Below are 19,198 nucleotides of genomic sequence, written 5' to 3'. Positions count from 1 at the left end.
GCGCCGGACTAACCCAGCTTGGCCTCGGTGGCCTTGCCCAGGAGGCCGATCGCGCCATCCTTGACCTGGTAGATGTAGATGTCCTTCGCCGAGACCTCACCGTTGGCCTCGAACTTGACCTGCTTCGAGACACCCGCGATGTCCACCGTGGCGATGAACTCGTTGATCTTGTCGGGGGTGACGTGGCCCGCCTTGATGGCGTCGACGAAGACCGTCGCGGCGTCGTAGCCCTCGGCCGCGTAGATGGCCGGGTCGGCGCTGTAGGCGGCCTTGTAGGCGTCGGCGAAGGCCTTCACCTTGGCGTCGGTGACGTCCGGGGTGGCGATGTAGCAGGGGCAGCCGACCAGGGCGCCCTCGGCGTTCTCGGCACCGGCGCCGTCGATCAGGCCCTTGTCCAGCGAACCGTCGCCGGACAGGAACTTCGCGGTCACGCCCTTGTCACGGAGCTGCTTGAGCAGGTTGCCGCCCGCGGCGTAGTAACCGCCGAAGAAGATCGCTTCGGGCTTGGCCGCCGCGACCTTGTTCACCACGGAGGAGAAGTCGCTCTCGGCCGGGTCGAGCGAGTCGGTCTCCGGCGTCACGCCCTTGGCCTCGAGCGCGGCCTTGACCGCGTCGGACAGCGGCTTGCCGTACTCGGACTTGTCGTCGATGACGAAGACCTTCTTCGCGCCGACGCCGGTCGCGATGAAGTCACCGATGCCGGGGCCCTGGATGCTGTCGCTGGGCAGCACGCGGTGCCAGAACTTCCAGCCGTTCGTCGCCAGCGCGGCGTTGGTGGCGGAGGCCGAGATGCTCGGCAGCTTCGCCTCCTCCAGCACCGGCGCCACCTGGGCGGACTCACCGGAGAAAGCGGGGCCGATCATACCGACGATCTTGTCGGTCTTGATGGCCTGCTGGGCCAGGGCGACCGCCTTGGACGGGTCCGCCTGGCTGTCGTACTCGACAAGCTCGATCTTCACGGCCGGGTTGGTCTTGTTGTACTCGTCGATGACGAGCTTCGCACCGTTCCGGGGGGGAATGACGATGCCGGCGTTGGCACCGGTCAGGTCACCCATGAAGCCAAGCTTGACGGTGCTGGGGGCGGCAGCACTGGAGCCACCCTCAGCAGCCGGCGTGGCCTCCGTGCCACCGCTGCTGCAGGCAGCGAGACCGAGGGTGAGCGCCACACCGGCGGCAAGCACTCCACCGAGGCGTGCAGTCTTAGGCCGCAAGGTTGCCTTCCTTTCGCCCGGTCCCTCGTCGGGACCGAGTTCACAGATGCCCTTCCCTGGCGGGTGGCCAGGGGTTGTGTCGGTTAGTACAACTAGCGGATGTCACGGGTCGATACAGGACGGCCCACCGTTGCCGCTTCGTTATAACACCGATCCTTTTCGGCTATCAGATGCAAAAGCCGTGGTCACTGGCAACCTTAGGGTCTCCACGGAGATCACTCCGACCGCCCGGAGGTCCGCGCCGCACCCTCTGGAACGCGCCCTGCGGGCGCCTGGCGGGCGCGACCCCCAAATGGGACGAAAGACCCCGATCAGGCCTCCGGGGTCTCCACTTCGGGCTCCGCCCCGTCCGCCACCACGATCTGCGCCACCTGCCGCATGCTCAGCCGTCGATCCATCGAGGCCTTCTGGATCCACCGGAACGCCTGTGGCTCACTCCACCCGTGCCGCTCCATCAGCAGGCCCTTGGCCCGCTCCACCAGCTTGCGCGTCTCCAGCCGGTCCGAGAGCGTCCCGACCTCCCGCTCCAGCGCGGCGATCTCCTCGTGCCTGCTGACCGCCATCTCGATCGCCGGGACCAGGTCCGACTTCGTGAACGGCTTCACCAGGTACGCCATCGCGCCGGCGTCCCTCGCCCGCTCGACCAGATCGCGCTGCGAGAAGGCCGTGAGGATGAGACACGGCGCGATCCGCTGCGACACGATCTGCTCGGCCGCCGAGATCCCGTCCAGGATGGGCATCTTCACGTCCAGGATCACCAGATCCGGCCGCTGCTCCATCGCCAGCTTGACCGCGGACTCCCCGTCCCCGGCCTCCGCGACGACCGCATACCCCTCCTCCTCCAGCATCTCCTTGAGGTCGAGGCGGATCAGTGCCTCGTCTTCCGCGATCACCACTCGCCGCTGCGTACTCACGAGCAAGAGAGTACCGACGTCCGCTAGATTGGGACCACGCCGGTGCCCGAGAGTGATCTACTTCTAGGTAAGCTCTTAGCTGGCGCGCAAGATCCGGACAAATAACGAAAAATGCCCCGATAGACCAATCGGCAGAGTCGATGGACTCAAAATCCATTCAGTGTGGGTTCGAATCCCACTCGGGGCACCACCGTCCGATCCGGCCGATCCGGAACCGGCTGCTCCGGGCATCTCCCGCACGGCACGTGGCGGCCGGAAAACCGTCGCCGGCGCCTGGCATTGCGGCCCCGCGCACTCCCGCGAAACCGTCGACCGCGCTCTCCGTCCCTCGACGATCACTGCTCGGCGCCCTGCCCCCGGCCTCATGGGCCGACGGGTGGCCGGACCCTGCGGTGCCCCCGCGGAAGCGGTCCGGGAACGGCGCACCGGCGACGCCTGACACCGGCCACGAATGCCGGATCCGCGAGCGGAGTAGGTTGCTCGGAAGTGGCGTGAAGCGGCGTGAAGCGGTGTGACGGAAGGTGGCGGCGTGGAAACTGCGGGGGAAGGCCGGACGGAGCGGGGCGATCTCGGTGTCGGGCGGGTGTGCCTTCCCGAGCGGGTGAGGCTGAGCGGGCACGGGGTGGTGCTGCGCGAATGGGAGGACGACGACCTGGCGGCCATGGTGGAGCTGTTCGACGACCCTGAGGTGGCCTACTGGACGCCGCTGGCCTCGCCGTTCGACCCGGAGGCGGCGCGGGCCTACCTGGATCGGGCCCGGCGGCGGCGGGCGGCCGGGGAGCGGGTGCAGCTGGCGATCACCGTGGACGGGGGCGAGCCGGCGGGCGAGGTGTTGCTGATGCTGAGCGGGCTGGGCCTGGACGTCGCGGAGATCGGTTACGGCCTGGGGGCCGCCTACCGGGGGCGGGGGCTGGCGTCGGGGGCGGTGCGGGTGATGACGGAGTTCGCCCGCAAGACGGTGGGGGTGTCCCGGCTGCTGCTGGAGATCGAGGCCGGTAACGCGGCGAGCGTGGCGGTGGCCCGCGCGGCGGGATACCGCCTGACGGACGCGCCGCCCGTCCCCTCCGAGGAGAAGGGCCGGTCGCTGGTGTTGCGGACGTGGGAGTACGAGGAGACCGATCCTCGCGGGTGACGACGCGTGCGTGACGGCGCGGGAGACATCCGCCCCGCGGGTAGTCGGGTTGTGTTGTTGATCTCGACTCAGTCAGACAGATATGTATGAATGTCATTAATCCTGAGGAAAGGTAAGCGGTTTAGGAGAGACCTGACGCGTTTCCCGTCCGCGGAGCGCGTCTCAGCCCCCTGCGGAAAGTGAGCCACGTGTGACGTCCTCGCCTGGCCGGTCCCTGAGCAGCACACAGCTTTCCGACGCCAAGCGAGCACTACTGGAGAAACGGCTGCGCCGTCGCGTGCCGGATCCGGTCTTCACGATCCCCCGGCGGCCGCCGGGACAGGACGCGCCGCTGTCGTTCGGGCAGGAGCGGCTGTGGTTCATGGACCAGTTCGCTCCCGGCACCGCCGCGTACACGATTCCGATGACGTTGCGGCTGACGGGGCCGCTGGACGTCGCGGCGCTGGAGCGGGCGATCGGGACGGTGGTGGCCAGGCACGAGAGCCTGCGGACGCGCTTTCCCGCCGACGAGGACGGGCGTCCGACGGCGGTCGTGGAGGAGCGGGTCGAGATTCCGCTGGAGAGGGCGGAGGCGGACGGCGAGCGGACGGCGATACGGCTGGTGAGCGACGCGGCGGCGCTGCCGTTCGACCTGGCGCGGGGACCGCTGCTGCGGACGCTGCTGGTGCGGGTGGGCGGCGGGGACGCCGGGGGCGGCGAGGGCGGCGAGGGCGGCGAGGGCGGCGAGGGCACTGCGGGCGCCGAGGATCACGTGCTGCTGGTGGCGCTGCACCACATCTGCGGTGACGGCTGGTCCACCGACATCCTCGCCGAGGAGCTGCGGGCCTGTTACTCGGGGACGGAGCTTCCCGAGCCGCCGTTGCAGTACGGCGACTACGCGCTGTGGCAGCGGGACCGGCCCGTCTCCGAGGCCGGCCTGTCGTACTGGCGGTCGCAGCTGGCCGGGGTGGTCCCGCTGGAGCTCCCGGTGGACGGGCGGCGGCGGGGCGAGCAGACGTTCGCGGGGGCCTCGCACGGTTTCGACATGGGCCGGGAGCTGGTGGAGGGGCTGACGCGGCTGGCGCGCAGGTCCGACACGACCCTGTACATGGTGTTGCTGGCGGCGTACCAGGTGCTGCTGGGCCGGTACGCGCGCCAGGACGACTTCGCGGTCGGCTCCCCGGTGGGCGGGCGTCCCCGGCGGGAGCTGGAGGGCGCGATCGGCATGTTCGTGAACGTGCTGGCGATGCGCGCGGACCTGTCGGGCGACCCGGAGTTCCTGGAGCTGCTGGAGCGGGTCAGGCGGACCACGACGGAGGCGTACGCGCACCAGGAGCTGCCGTTCGAGCAGCTGGTCGGGGAGCTGGGCATCGAGCGGGACGTGAGCAGGTCGCCGGTGTTCCAGGCGGTCTTCGCGCTGCAGAGCTACGGGCGCAGGGAGGGGACGCGCTGGCCCGGCCTGTCGGTGGAGCCGTTCGTGTTCGAGGCCAGGGCGACGCGTTTCGACCTGGAGCTGTTCCTGACCGAGCAGCCGGACGGGATGGGCGGGTTGTTCGTCTACAACCGCGACCTGTTCGACGCGGCCACGGTCGAGGGGATGGCCGCGCAGCTGGAGACGCTGCTGAGGGCGGTGGTGGCGGCTCCGTCGGCGCGGATCTCGGAGCTGGACGTCCTTCCCCCCGAGGAGCGGGAGCGGGTGCTGGCGTGCGCGACGGGTCCCGGCGAGCCGTACGCGGACGGGGCGACGCTGGGCGGGATGTTCGAGGCCCAGGTGGCCCGGACGCCTCACGCGGTGGCGGTGGAGTTCGAGGACGAGCGCCTGACGTACGCGGAGCTGGAGGCGCGGGCCAACCGGCTGGCTCACCGGTTGCGGGGGCTGGGGGTGGGTCCGGGCACTCTGGTGGCGGTGTGCGCGGAGCGGTCGGTCGAGCTGGTGGTGGCGCTGCTGGGGGTGGTGAAGGCCGGCGGGGCGTACGTGCCGCTGGATCCGGAGTATCCGCCGGAGCGGCTGGCGTTCATGCTGGCCGACGCGGCGGTGCCGGTGCTGCTGGCGCAGCGGGCGGTGCTCGGCGTGCTCCCCGGGGACCCGCTGGGCGCGGCTCGGGACGCCACCCGCGAGGTGCCGGACCTGGGCGCGGGCCCGGGGGAGGCGCCCCCGGGCGGCGGGGTGGTGACGGTCGTGCTGGACGACCCGCTCGACGGGCCGGACACGCCCGTGGAGCCGTCGGCGACGTCGGCGGACGCGGCGTACATGATCTACACCTCGGGGTCGACGGGACGACCCAAGGGGGTGCCCAACACGCACGGGGGCATCCGCAACCGGCTGGGCTGGATGCAGGGCGTCTACGGGCTGACCGGCGACGACGTGGTGGTGCAGAAGACCCCGGCGGGTTTCGACGTGTCGGTGTGGGAGTTCTTCTGGCCGCTGGTGACGGGCGCGCGGCTGGTGCTGGCCCGTCCCGGCGGGCACCGGGACGCGGCGTACCTGCGGGACCTGATCGTGGACCGGGGGGTGACGACGGCGCATTTCGTCCCGTCGATGCTGGCGGCGTTCCTGGAGGAGGAGGGCGTCGAGGCGTGCGGGTCGCTGCGCCGGGTGGTGTGCAGCGGCGAGGAGCTGACCGCGCACGTGGCCGAGCGGTTCTTCTGGCGGTTGCCGGGGACGGGGCTGTACAACCTGTACGGGCCGACGGAGGCGGCGATCGACGTGAGCCTGTGGCGGTGCCGCCCGGGTGACGCGACGGTGCCGATCGGGCACCCGGTGGAGAACACCTCGCTGTACGTGCTGGACCGGCACCTGCGGCCGGTGCCCTTCGGGGTCCCCGGCGAGCTGCACATCGGCGGGGCGCAGGTGGCGATGGGCTACCACGCCCGGCCGGGCCTGACGGCGGAGCGGTTCGTGCCCGACCCGTTCGGGACGGCGGGGGCGCGCCTGTACCGGACGGGTGACCTGGTGCGGCTGCGCCGCGACGGCGCGATCGAGTTCCTGGGGCGGATCGACCACCAGGTGAAGATCCGCGGGCAGCGGATCGAGCTGGGCGAGATCGAGGCGGTGCTGCGCGGGCTCGCGGGGGTGCGCGAGGCGGTGGTGACGGTGCGGGAGGACGGCGCGCCGGGTGACAGGCGGCTGGTCGCGTACGTGGTACCCGCGGACGTTCCCTCGGGCGTTCCCGCGGACGCGGGCGGGAGCGCGGCCGGGGCGGGACTCGACGGGCTCGACGGGGCGGAGCTGCGGCGGGCGTTGAAGGTGACGCTGCCCGACCACATGGTGCCGTCGGCGTTCGTGGTGCTGGAGGCGCTGCCGCTGAGCCCGAACGGCAAGCTGGACCGCAAGGCGCTGCCCGCGCCGGAGCGGCGGGGTGCCGAGGCGGCGGGGCCGGGAGCCGAGCCGCGGACGCCGGTGGAGCGGGCGATCGCCGACATCTGGCGGGAGCTGCTCGAGCTGGAGTCGGTCGGCGCCGACGGTGACTTCTTCGAGCTGGGCGGCCACTCGCTGGTCGCGATCCAGGCGGTGGCGCGGATGCGCAAGGCGCTGCCGGTGGTCGGCGGGCGCGCGGTTGGGGTGATGGACCTGTTCAAGCACCCCACGGTGCGCGAGCTGGCGGCCCTGGTGGAGCGGCCCGCGGGTCCCGCGGGGCCGCGGAGCCTGCTGTACGAGCTGACCAGGCCGGGGCCCGCGCTGATGACGTACGTGTGCGTGCCGTACGGCGGCGGCAGCCCGCTGATCTTCCAGCCGCTGGCCGACGCGCTGCCCGACGGGTGCTCGCTGCACGCGCTGGCCTTCCCCGGGCACGACCCCGGGTTGCCGGACGAGGAGACCAGGCCGATCGACGAGGTCGCGGACCTGTGCGTGACCGAGATCCTGGAGAACGTCGAGGGTCCCCTGGCCCTGTACGGGCACTGCGGCATCGGCGGCGCGCTGGTGGTGGAGGTGGCGCGCCGGCTGGAGGAGCGGGGCCGCGCGCTGGAGGCGGTGTACATCGGGGCGATCTTCCCGTTCGCCAGGCCGCGGGGCCGGATCGCCGGGCCGCTGGCGCGGCTGACGCGCTACGACCGGTTGCGCGGCGACCGGGTGTACGAGAACCGGATGAAGTCGATGGGCACCGACATCTCGGGGCTGGACGACGAGCAGATCCGGTTCATGGTGCGCAACCAGCGGCGTGACACCCTGATCGCGGAGGAGATCTTCACGCGGGTGCTGGCCGAGCGCGTGGAGCGGCTGCGGGCGCCGGTCATCTCGGTGGTGGGCGAGCAGGATCCGACGACCGACTACTACCAGGAGCGCTACCGGGAGTGGCACTTCCTGAGTGACACGACGGCGCTGGTGATCCTGGACGAGGCAGGCCACTATTTCCTGAAATATCGGGCTGCCGAGCTGTCGGAGATCCTCACCAACACGCACATCGCCATGGGGTACGGTGCGGCGGGCACGCTCGACCGGTCCTCGCGGGGCCCCGGGGCGGGCTGGTGGGTCGAGGAGGTCTCCGTCGACTCCCCCGCCCCGGATCTCTCGGAGGGGGCGACGGATTCCGCTCCGGAAGAGGGCGGTGAGGACGGTGAAGACGCGGCCGGCTCCGTGACGGTCGCCGCCTCCCGTGAAGCGCCGGGCTCCGGGAGGAGGTCCGACAGGTCTGACAGCAAGGACGCGGCGGGCCCGGCGGGCGGGGGCGGTGCCGGAAGCGCCAACGGGAGCGGCCCCGGGAAGGCGGGCGGTCCCCGGAGGGCGCGGGCCGGGATGAAGGCGCCGCCGCCCAGCCTGCGGCGGTTCCTGGTGGTGGCGGCGTTCCAGCTGGTGTCGATGGTGGGCACCGCGATCACGGACTTCGCGATCCCGGTGTGGATCTACCTGACCACCGGGTCGCTGGTGGACTTCGCCCTGTTCGTGGCGTTGTCGATCATGCCGGGGGTGGTGATCGCACCGCTGGCCGGGGCGATCGTGGACCGGTCGAGCCGTCGTTCGATGATGATCCTCGGCAACTGCATGGCCGGTGGCACGCAGCTCGTCCTGGGTGCCCTGTTCTGGACGGACACCCTGCAGATCTGGCACATCTACCCGCTGACCGCGTGCCTGTCGATCGCGCTGATCTTCCAGCGGCTGGGCTTCACCACCGCGCTCCCCCAGCTCGTCCCGAAGGAGTACATGGGACACGCGGCCGGGGTGGTGCAGATGGTGATCGGCACGGCGCAGTTCGCGGCGCCGCTGGCGGCCGTCGCGCTGCTGTCCACCATCGGCCTGGGCGGCATCCTCGTGGTCGACGTGGCGAGCTTCGCGCTGGTGCTGGGCGCGCTGCTGCTGATCCGCTTCCCTGACACGATGGCGCACTCCCCCAGGGAGCCCCTGTCGAAGGAGATCGCGCAGGGACTGCGGATGTCGATCGGCAACCGGCACCTGCGGGCGGCGATGATCTACTTCGCGACGCTCAACGTGATGCTCTCGGCGCTGCTGCTGTCGATCACGCCGCTGGTGCTGTCGTTCTCCACGCTGACCGTTGCCGGGCAGATCTCCTTCGTCGGCGGCCTGGGCGGGGCGCTGGGCGGCATGGTGATCGCGCTGTGGGGCGGGCCGAGGCGCCGGCGGATGCGCGGCGTGATGCTGGCGACGCTGGGACTGTCGGTGTTCGCGGTGATCACCGGGTCGCAGCCCGTCGCGTGGGTGGTGGGGCTCGGGGCGTTCGGCCTGTGGGGCTGCCTGTCGATCGTGAACGGCACCTTCCTGACGATCATCCACACGAAGGTGCCGCAGCGCTTCCACGGCCGCGTGCAGTCGTTCAACCAGATGGTGTCGTGGTCGACGCTGCCGATCGGCATGGCGGTGGTGGCGCCGCTGGGCGAGCGGCTGCTCAACCCGCTGCTGGTGCCCGGCGGCGCGCTGGCGCCGACGGTGGGCGCGGTGATCGGCGTCGGCCCGGGCCGTGGCGTGGCGCTCATGTACATCGTGCTGGGCCTGGGCATCGCGGTGCACGTGCTGATCTCGATGCGCACGCGGGTGCTGTCGCGGTTCGACGACGAGATGCCGGACGCCCCGGCGGACGACCTGGTCGGGGCCCAGATCCTGCGGGAGCGGGTGGGCAACCGGGTGAGCGTGTCCTGGACCGCCCCGGCGTTCGCCAAGGCCATCACGATGCCGCTGCCGCTGGAGCGCGCGAAGGCGGTGCTGCGCACCCCGTACCCGGACGCGGAGGTGCGGGAGGTGGTGCTGCGGACCGGCGGGGAGATCAGCGCGGTGTACGAGGTCAGGTGCGCCGACCGCGACCTCATCGTGAAGATCTACCCGGACGTGCTGGCGGCGCGGCTGCACAAGGAGGCGCGCGTCTACGAGCTGCTGCGTGGCAGCGGCGCCTCCTGCCCCGAGATGGTGCACTGGGACGTCTCGCGGCGCGACCTGCCGCACGCGTACGCGGTGATGACGAAGGTGCCTGGCCGGCCGCTGTCGGAGGTCTCCGGCGGGCTCGCGGCCGAGGAGGTCGCGGTCCTGTACCGGGAGATGGGCCGGACGCTGCGGGCGGTGCACAGCGTGCGGGTGGAGAGGTTCGGGCCGATCGACGGGCCGCAGGAGAGCTCCAACGAGGCGTACGTGGGCGGGCAGCTGGACCTGAGGCTGTCGCAGTTCACCGAGTTCGGCGGGGACCCGGAGCTGCACGCGGAGCTCTCCGCGTACGTCGCGCGCCACCGCCACCTGACGGCGCGCTGCGACTCCCCCGTGCTGTGCCACAACGACTTCCACGAGCGCAACGTCATGGTCGCCGAGGAGGGCGGGCCGGGGGGCCCGCTGCGGATGACCGGGGTGATCGACATGGAGAACGCGCTGGGCGGCGACCCGCTGATGGACCTGGCGCGGACCGACTACTTCGCGGTCAGGGGCGACGAGGAGCGGCGGCGGTACCTGCTGGAGGGGTACGGCGACCTGCCCGACGACTGGCCGGAGCGGCTCGCCTTCTACCGGCTCTGCCACGCCCTGGAGCAGTGGCACTGGCTGGCCACCCTGGGCGAGACGGCCGCCCTGCCCGTGATCGCGGAACAGCTTCGCGAGTGCCTGAAGGAGAAAGTCTAGATGGACGTCTTTCCCGCCTCGTTCGCCCAGGAGCGGATCTGGTTCCTGCACGAGCTCCTGCCCGACCTGGCCGTCTACAACACCGCGATCCGCTCGGAGGCGGCCGACCTGCGGCCGGTGGACCCCGACCTCCTGGAGCGGGCGCTGGCGGTGCTCGCGGACAGGCACGAGTCGATGCGGACGGCGTTCGAGCTGCGCGACGAGCGGGTCGTGCAGACGATCGCGGACCGGGTACCGGTCTCGGTGGCCAGGACCGACCTGTCCGAGCTGCCCGCCGAGGCGGCGGCGAAGGAGTTCGAGCGGGTCGCCGCGGAGGAGGCGCGCGCGCCGTTCCGGATGGACAGCGCCCCGCTCTGGCGGGTGCGGCTGGTGACGCTGGGCGGCGGGGAGTGCCGGCTGCTGCTCGTCCTGCACCACACGATCTTCGACGCCTGGTCGGCCGGCGTCCTGTGGCGGGAGCTGACCGAGGTCTACCGGGCGCTGCGCGAGGGCCGCGAGCCCAAGCTGCCCGAGCTGGCGATCCAGTACGCCGACTACGCGGTCTGGCAGCGCGACCGGCTGGGCGGCGGCGAGCTGGACGGCGACCTGGCCTACTGGCGGGAGCGGCTGCGCGGGAGCGTCCCGCTGGAACTGCCGTCCGACCGGCCGCGCCCGGCGGAGATGAGGTACGTGGGCTCGGCGCTGGACTTCGCCGTGCCCGAGGAGCTGACCGAGCGGGTGGGCGCGCTGGCCAGGCGGCGGGGCACCACGCCGTTCACGGTGCTGCTGACGGCGTTCTCGGTGCTGCTGGCGCGCTGGAGCGGGCGGACCGACGTCGTGGTGGGCTCCCCCGTCGCCGGGCGGGAGTTGCCGGAGCTGGACGGGCTGATCGGCATGTTCGTCAACACCCTGCCGCTCCGCACCGACCTGGGCGGCGACCCGACGTTCGGCGAGGCGCTGGACCGGGTCCGCACGACCGTGCTGGAGGCGTTCGACCACCAGAACGTGCCGTTCGCGAAGCTGGTGGAGGTGCTGAGCCCGCCCCGCGACCCCGGCAGGACGCCGCTGTTCCAGGTGGGTTTCAACCAGGTCGCGGCGGACGGGCGCGGCCGGTACAACAACGGCACTTCCAAGGCCGACCTCACCATGGAGCTGCACAACCCTGACGGGCGGATGGAGGGCTGGGTCGAGTACAGCACGGACCTGTTCGACGAGGACACGATCCACCGCCTGGTGTCGGCGTTCCTGACGCTGCTCGGCGCGGCCGTCGACGACCCGGAACTGCCGGTCTCCCGGCTGCCGCTGATGGACGGGCGGGAGCGGGCCAGGCTGCTGGCCTCCTGGCACGGCCCGCGGGCCTCCTACCCCGAGCGCTGCCTGCACGAGCTGATCGCCGAGCGGGCGGAGCGGACGCCGGACGCCCCGGCGGTCGTCTCCTCCGAGGGGACTCTCACCTACGGGCGGCTGGAGGAGCGGGCGGGCGCGCTGGCCCGGCGGCTGCGCGAGCGCGGGGTGGGGGCGGAGACGCCGGTCGCGGTGTGCCTGCCGAGGAGTCCCGAGCTGATCGTGGCGCTGCTGGCGGTGCTGAAGACGGGCGGCTGCTACGTGCCGCTGGATCCGGAATACCCGGCGGAGCGGCTGGGGTTCATGCTGGCCGACTCCGGCAGCCCGCTGCTGCTGACCCGCTCGACGCTGGTGGAGCGGCTGCCGTCGGATCATCCCCCGGCGATCCTGCTGGACGCGCTGCCGATGAACGGGGCGTCCGACTTCGTTCCCGGCCCGGTCTCTCCCGACTCGCCCGCCTACGTGATCTACACCTCGGGGTCGACGGGAGTGCCCAAGGGGGTGGTGGTGCCGCATCGCGGGGTGGTGAACCTCGTCACCGGGCTCGGGTTCACCGAGCGGGAGCGGATGCTGCTGCTGACCTCGCTGTCGTTCGACATCGCGGCGCTGGAGATCTTCGGCCCGCTGACGGCGGGCGGCGCGGTGGTCCTGGCTCCCCCGTACGGCAACGGCGGGCTGGGCGAGCTGGTGGCGGAGGCGGGGGTGACGACGGTGCAGGCGCCGCCGTCGGTGCTGGAGGAGATCCTGGAGCGGCTGCCCGCCGGGCTGCCGCGCGTGTTCAGCGGCGGGGAGCCGCTCCCGATGTCGCTGGCCGGGCGGATCCACCGGGTCGCCGGTGAGCTGTGGAACCTCTACGGGCCGACGGAGACGACGATCTGGTCGCTGGCGCACCGGGTGCCGAAGGGCGCGGAGTCGATGTCGATCGGCATGCCGGTCGCGGGCACCACCGCGTACGTGCTGGACGAGGCGATGGAGCCGGTGCCCGCGGGGGTGGCCGGGGAGCTGTTCCTGGGCGGTGACGGGGTCGCCCGCGGCTACCGGGGACGGCCGGGCCTGACCGCCGAGCGGTTCCTGCCCGACCCGTTCGGCCGGGGCGGGCGTCTCTACCGGACCGGCGACCTGGTCCGGCGGCTGCCGGACGGGACCCTGGAGTTCCTCGGGCGCGCGGACGACCAGGTGAAGGTGCGGGGGGTGCGGATCGAGCTGGGCGAGGTGGAGGCGGCGCTGGCGGCGCACCCGGGCGTGCGGCGGGCGGTCGCCGCGGTCAGGGAGGACGCCCCCGGCGGCCGGGCACTGGTCGCGTACGTGGACACGGGCGCGGGCGCGGGTGCCGGCGCGGGCCTGGGCGCGGGAACGGGCGCGGGAACGGGCGCGGGAACGGGCGCGGAGGCGGGCGCGGGAACGGGCGCGGGGGCGGCGGCCGGGGAGGTGACGGCCGGGGAGCTTCGGGCGTTCCTGGCGTCGCGGCTGCCCGCCACGATGGTGCCGAGCCTCTTCGTGCCGGTGCGGGACTTCCCCCGGCTGCCCAACGGCAAGCTCGACCGCGCCTCGCTGCCCTCCCCCGTCGCGGAGGAGGCGTCGGCGGCGCCCGCCGGGCCGGTCACGGCGAGTGAGGAGCTGGTGCACGAGATCTGGTGCGAGGTGCTGGGCAGGAACGGCATCGGGATCGACGACGACTTCTTCGACGTCGGCGGGCACTCGCTGCTCGGCACCAAGGTCGTCGCCAGGATCTGCTCGGCGGTCGGCATCGATCTGCCGCTCAACGCCCTGTTCACCACGCGTTCGGTCCGCGGGCTGGCGCTGGTGGTGGAGGAGTGCCTGGCCGCGGAGATCGACGATCTCACGGACGAGGAGGCCGAGCGGATCGCCGGAGAGTACGACCGAAATGACAGCTCGGTGAACTAAGGCCGAAATTGGCATTTTGGACACTTGCTCTTGGTAGCCTCCCGCCACATTCGGTGTCCACAGAGTGAGACGGCTCGCGACGCAGGGAAGCGGCAGGTCACCTTCCGTTCCCGATATCACCGTGAACTGCGGCGATATCGGAGCGTGAGAACGGCCAACGATCTTCCCGCGCGGCCGAAACCGGCATTCCGACACACGTTTAACTTTCAATCCTTGACTGCCGATGACGCAAATAATAGGAATGATCTGGCTTATCGCTTGTGAATACTTGACAGGGCAAAAACCCTGTTTAGGGCTATGGGGGGTGAATGCTCGAAGCGATGCGGGGGGACTCGTCGTCCGCCTCGTTGCACGGTCCGTCGTCCACTCCACCGGCGCCGCCGCCGGCTCCCGCTCCCGCCGCCTGGACGGCCGGACCATCCCACATCGCCCCGGACGCGCTGCTGTGCGACCTCGTCGCCGCCCAGGCGGCGCGGACGCCCTCCGCGCCGGCGATCCGCCAGTGGGAGACCAGCCTCACCTACCGCGAGCTGATCGGCGCCGCCACCGCGCTTGCGCTGCGGCTACGCGTCCTCGGGGTGCGTCCCGAGGACCGGGTCGGCCTCTGTGCCAAGCGCACGCCGCTGATGACCGTCGCCGTCCTCGGCATCATGATGGCGGGCGGCGCGTACGTCCCTCTCGACCCGGCGCATCCACGCCGGCGGCTCGAGGAGGTGCTCGACGACGCGGGCGTCGCGGTCGTCGTGGCCGACGGCCACGGCCGCATGCTGCTGGACGGATGCGGGCGTCCCCTGGTCGAGCCGGAAACGCGCGCCGCGACCGGAACCGTGTCCGAAACCAGCTCCGGAACCGTCGCCGGAACCCCGGCCGGAAACCTGACCGAAATCGCGGCGGAACGCGCCGCCGAGATCGTCGGTGGTGGCCCGGCACTGCCGGGGAACGCCGCCTACGTTCTGTACACGTCCGGATCGACCGGGCGGCCCAAGGGCGTGGTCGTGAGCCACGCCTCCGTGGTCGCGTTCGCCTCGGCCGCGGCGGCCCACTTCGGCCTGGATGGCACCTGCCGATCGATCGCGTTCTCCGCGCTCGGGTTCGACGTCTCGGTGCTCGACATGCTCGCGCCGCTCACCGTGGGCGGCTGCGTGCAGCTGGTGCCGGACGACGACAGGACCGACCCGGGCCGCCTGCAGCGGTTCCTGGAGGCGCACGACGTCACCTGGGGGTTCGTCCCGCCGGCCCTGCTGCCGCTGGTCGACCCGGCCCGGCTGCCGCACCTGCGCGACCTGGTCACGGCCGGCGAGCCGCCGGGTCCCGAGCAGGTGGCCCGCTGGTCGGCGCACACCCGCTTCCACAACTGGTACGGCCCCACGGAGACCACCGTCTGCGTGGTCGGCACCGAGCTGTCGGGGACCTGGGAGCGGTCGCTGCCGATCGGGTACCCCCTGCGCGGCTGCCGGGCGCACATCCTGGACGAGGACATGCGCGAGTGTCCCGTCGGCGTTCCCGGCGAGCTGTACATCGGCGGGCCCCAGGTGAGCCGCGGCTACCTGGGCCTGCCAGGCATGACGGCCGAGAGGTTCGTGCCCGACCCGTTCGACGGCGTGCCCGGGGCGCGGCTCTACCGCACCGGCGACCACGTCGCCTGGCAGGAGGACGGCCGGATCGCGTTCATGGGCCGGCTGGACCGGCAGGTGAAGATCCAGGGGCAGCGCGTCGAGATCGGCGAGGTCGAGTCGGTGGTGCGGGCGCACCCCGGGGTGACGCAGGCGGTGGTCGACGCCCCCGGCGAGCTGGTCGCCTACGTCGCGCCGCTGGACGCGCCGGGGCTGGCCGCCCTGCGGGTGCACTGCGCCGGGCGGCTACCGGTCTACATGCTGCCCACCCGCGTGGTGCACGTTCCCTCCCTGCCGCTGAACGCCTCCGGCAAGGTCGACCTCGCCGCCCTGCGCGCCCTCCCCAGGGACGCCTCCGGGACGCCCGAGGACACGAACGGGACCGCGAACGGGGACACCACCGGGGACACCACCGGGAACACGGCCGAGGCCTCGGGACTGGCGGGGATCTGGGCGCGGGTGCTCGACGCCCCCTCCCCCGGCCCCGACGACGACTTCTTCGAGCGCGGCGGGCACTCGCTGCGGGCGATGCGCCTGGTGTCGGCCATCAGGGCGGAGCTCGGCCGGGACATCTCGGTCGAGGACGTCTATGCGGCCCGCACCTACGGCGCCCTCTCCTCCGGTGTCGAGAACGCCCCCCGGCGGGACGCCGAGGGGTCCTCCCCCTCGGGCGAGCCTCCGTCGCTGTCGCCCGCGCAACGGCGCATGTGGTTCGTGGAGCGGCTCGCCCCCGACACCCCCGCCCACAACATCGCGATGGCCGAGCGCGTGCGCGGCCCGCTGGACCACCGCGCGCTGCGAGGCGCCCTGGAGTCCGTGGTGGCCGGGCACGAGACGCTGCGCTGGCGGATCACCTCCCGCGACGGCGTGCCCCACGTGACGGTCGTCCCGCCCGGCGAGGTGCCGCTCCCGCTCGACGACCTCTCGGCGCTCCCCCACCCCGAGGCGGCGCTGGAGAAGCTGCTGGAGAAGGAGGCGCGGACACGGTTCGACCTGGCGCGCGACCCGCTGGTGCGGGCCAGGCTGATCCGGCTGGCCGAGGACGACCACGTGCTCGCGGTGACCGCGCACCACATCGTCTTCGACGGCTGGTCCCAGGACGTCTTCTACCGGGACCTGAGCGCCGCCTACCGCGGCGAGCCCCGGGTGCCGGCGGGCGCGTCGTTCGCCGACTACGCGCGCTGGTCGAGGGAGCGCTCGGACGGCGACGGGGTCGACTGGTGGCGAGAGCACCTCAGGGACGCCCCCATGGTGCTCGACCTGCCCAGGGACACCCCCCGCCCACCTGTGCAAACTTTTTTTGGAGCGCTCCGAACAGCGGAGATTGACGCCGAGATTGGAGAACGTGTCAGGAAGCTGGCGGTCCGGCTGGGGGTCACCCCGTACCCGGTGCTGCTGGCGGCGTTCGCGCAACTGCTCGCCAGGTTGTCGGGGCAGCGGGACCTGCTCGTCGGCACCCCGTACGCCGACCGGGGGCATGTCGCGTTCGAGTCGCTGATCGGCATGTGCGTGCGGATGTTGCCGCTGCGGCTGCGGCTGGATCCCGAGGCCTCGTTCGAGGAGCACGTGGCCCGCTGCCGCGACGAGCTCGCCGAGGTCGTCTCCCACGGCGACGTGCCGCTGGAGCGTGTCGTGGAGGCGCTGCGCGTGCCGCGCGACCTGGGGCGCAACCCGGTGACGCAGGTGCTGTTCAACATGTACAACTTCGCCGAGCCCAAGCTGGACCTGCCGGGGTGCGTGACCGAGCCGCTGCCGGCCGGGCTGCCGGGCGCGCTGTTCGACCTGACGATGTACGTCAGCGAGCGCGGCGACGGATACGCGCTGCAGCTCGTCTACAACCCCGACCTGTTCTCCGCCGCCAGGATGGACGCCCTGCTGGCCGGTTACGCGCACCTGCTGGGCGACCTGCTCGCCGACCCGGGCGGGGCCGCGCGCGAGGCCCGGCTGGCCCCGCAGGAACCGCCCGCCGCGCTGCCGGTCTGGGACGGTCCCGGGCCGCTGGACACCCTGCACGGCGACGTCGTGGTGGAGGGCGCGGGGCGGGTCCTGGGGCACGCCGGGCTCACCGCGCTGCGCCACCGCACGACCTCGGCGCTGCGCGCGGCCGGGGTGGAGCCGGGCCAGGCCGTCGCGGTGCTCGCCGCGCGGGTCCCCGAGCTTCCCGGGCTGCTGCTGGGGGTGCTGGCCGCAGGGGCTCGCTGGGTGATCCTCGACCCGGCGCACCCGGCGCCGGTGCTGGCCCGCCAGGCCGCCGCCGCCGGGGCCGTGGCGGCACTGCGCTGCCCGGGCGCGCCCTCCCTGGAGGGCCTTCCGGAGATCACGCTCCCGGAGACCGGGCCGTCCGGAACCGGACTGTCCGAAACCGGGCCGGCAGGCGCGCGGACGCCGGAGACGGGCGAGGCGCCGCGGGAGCCGCACCCCGAGCGGGGCTACCTGTCGCTCACCTCGGGAACCACCGGCGACCCCAAGCCGGTGGTGACCGGCGAGGGGCCGCTCGCGCACTTCGTCGCCTGGTACGCGGCGACCTTCGCGGTGACCCCGGCCGACCGCTTCGCCCTGCTGTCGGGCCTGGCGCACGACCCCGCGCTGCGCGACGTGTTCGTGCCGCTCGCCACCGGCGCCCGGCTGTGCGTGCCGGAGCGGGAACTGCTCCGCGACCCCGTCCGGCTGGTCGCGTGGCTGCGCGAGCACCGCGTCACCGTCCTGCACCTGACCCCGCAGCTGGCCAGGATGCTCTGCGGGACCGGCGCGACGCTGCCCGAGGTCCGGCTGGTCGCGACCGGCGGCGACCGGCTCACCCACGCCGACGCCGCGCGGCTGCGCCGCCTGGTCCCGGCCGCCCGCCTGGTGGCCTTCTACGGCACCACCGAGACCCCGCAGGCCCACGCCTGGTACGAGATCCCCGCCGGGGTGCGCGAGAGCGCGGAACCCGTCCCCGCGGGGCGCGGCATCGAGGGCAGCGAGCTGGTCGTGGTCGCCGGGCACGGTGGCCGGGCCGGGGTGGGCGAGCTGGGCGAGGTGGTCGTGCGCAGCGCCAACCTGGCGACCGGCTATCTCGACGCCGGGCTCACCCGGCTCCGCTTCACCGGGGACGCCTTCGCCACCGGCGACCTCGGCCGCCTCAACCCCGACGGCACGGTGACGATCGCCGGACGGCGCGACGACCAGGTGAAGATCCGCGGCTTCCGGGTGGAACTCGGCGAGGTGGAGGCGGCGCTGTCCGCCCACCCCGAGGTCCGGGCCGCCGCCGCGGTGGCCGACCGGGACGAGCGGCGCGAGACGGTGCTGCACGCCTACGCGGTGCCCCGCAGGCCAGGGCTGGCCGCGCCGCGGCTGCTCGACCACCTGCGCGCGGTGCTGCCCGAGCACGCGGTGCCCGCCGAGGTGATCGTGGTTCCCACGCTGCCGCTCACCCCCAACGGCAAGGTCGACCGCGCCGCGCTACGCCGCCCCGCGTCCCGGCCGGGAGGCGAGGCGGGCGGGGAGGTGTCCGGCCCGACCGAGCGGGCCGTGGCCGAGGTGTGGCGGGCCGTGCTCGGCGTGCCGCGGGTGGGCGCGGCCGACAACTTCTTCGAGATCGGCGGCCACTCGCTGGCGATCGCCGCCGTCCAGGCCCGCCTGGGCTCGGCCCTCGGCAGGGAGATCCCGATCGTGGACCTGTTCCGCCACCCGACCATCCGCGCGCTGGCCGCGCATCTCGATGGTGGAGGCCCCACTCCGGGCCTCGACCGCGCCGCACGGCGGCTCGCCGTGCGGCGGGACCGCCTCAAGGACCGCTCAAGGAAGCCGAGCTGACAACCGCGCAATCACCCGCACCCGAATCCGAGCCCGGACGCGGCCCCGCAGCCGAATCCGGGCCCGCGTCCGAACCGACATCCGCACCCCCTTCGGCCCCCGAGGCCGGACCGACACCCGTCCACCCCCTCACATCCGAGACCGAACCGGCTACCGCACGACCCCCCGGAGCGCGAACCCGGCCGGTGACCCACCCGACGACCGAGCCGGCGATCCCGTCGCCACCCGCACGACCTCGCGCACCGGAAACCGCACCGATCCCCGTCCAACCCCCC

General features: G+C 72.8%; 6 protein-coding genes and 1 tRNA gene. 5 read left to right on the top strand and 2 right to left on the bottom strand.

Features of this window, described 5'->3' with window-relative positions:
• Positions 1 to 8 precede the first annotated feature (8 nt).
• Both ACTOQ2_RS02280 and ACTOQ2_RS02275 read right to left on the bottom strand, forming a co-directional pair.
• Positions 9 to 1,166 (bottom strand): branched-chain amino acid ABC transporter substrate-binding protein, encoded by a 1,158-nt coding sequence (locus tag ACTOQ2_RS02280; RefSeq protein WP_440098082.1) that lies wholly within the window; start codon positions 1,164 to 1,166, stop codon positions 9 to 11.
• A 356-nt stretch (positions 1,167 to 1,522) separates the two neighbouring features.
• Positions 1,523 to 2,125 (bottom strand): ANTAR domain-containing response regulator, encoded by a 603-nt coding sequence (locus ACTOQ2_RS02275; RefSeq protein ID WP_440097922.1) that lies wholly within the window; start codon positions 2,123 to 2,125, stop codon positions 1,523 to 1,525.
• Between the two features lie 113 nt (positions 2,126 to 2,238).
• Between ACTOQ2_RS02275 and ACTOQ2_RS02270 the strand changes: the two genes are divergently transcribed.
• The 5 genes from ACTOQ2_RS02270 (at position 2,239) to ACTOQ2_RS02250 (ending at position 18,923) form a co-directional block, all read left to right on the top strand.
• A tRNA-Leu gene (locus ACTOQ2_RS02270) sits at positions 2,239 to 2,315 on the top strand.
• 339 nt (positions 2,316 to 2,654) lie between these two features.
• Complete coding sequence (locus tag ACTOQ2_RS02265; RefSeq protein WP_440097921.1) at positions 2,655 to 3,257, top strand: GNAT family N-acetyltransferase; 603 nt, start codon at positions 2,655 to 2,657, stop codon at positions 3,255 to 3,257.
• Positions 3,258 to 3,447: 190 nt separating this feature from the next.
• On the top strand, positions 3,448 to 10,287 hold the full coding sequence (locus ACTOQ2_RS02260) for an amino acid adenylation domain-containing protein (RefSeq protein WP_440097920.1): 6,840 nt from the start codon (positions 3,448 to 3,450) through the stop codon (positions 10,285 to 10,287).
• Complete coding sequence (locus tag ACTOQ2_RS02255; protein ID WP_440097919.1) at positions 10,288 to 13,515, top strand: non-ribosomal peptide synthetase; 3,228 nt, start codon at positions 10,288 to 10,290, stop codon at positions 13,513 to 13,515. It abuts the gene before it with no gap.
• 308 nt (positions 13,516 to 13,823) lie between these two features.
• Positions 13,824 to 18,923 (top strand): amino acid adenylation domain-containing protein, encoded by a 5,100-nt coding sequence (locus ACTOQ2_RS02250; protein ID WP_440097918.1) that lies wholly within the window; start codon positions 13,824 to 13,826, stop codon positions 18,921 to 18,923.
• Positions 18,924 to 19,198: the final 275 nt, after the last annotated feature.

This window comes from Streptosporangium sp. H16 (genome assembly GCF_051918855.1).
Classification (GTDB): Bacteria; Actinomycetota; Actinomycetes; order Streptosporangiales; family Streptosporangiaceae; genus Streptosporangium.
The sequence above is the reverse complement of the archived record's forward strand: the minus strand, read 5'-3'. Positions and strand labels throughout refer to the sequence as shown.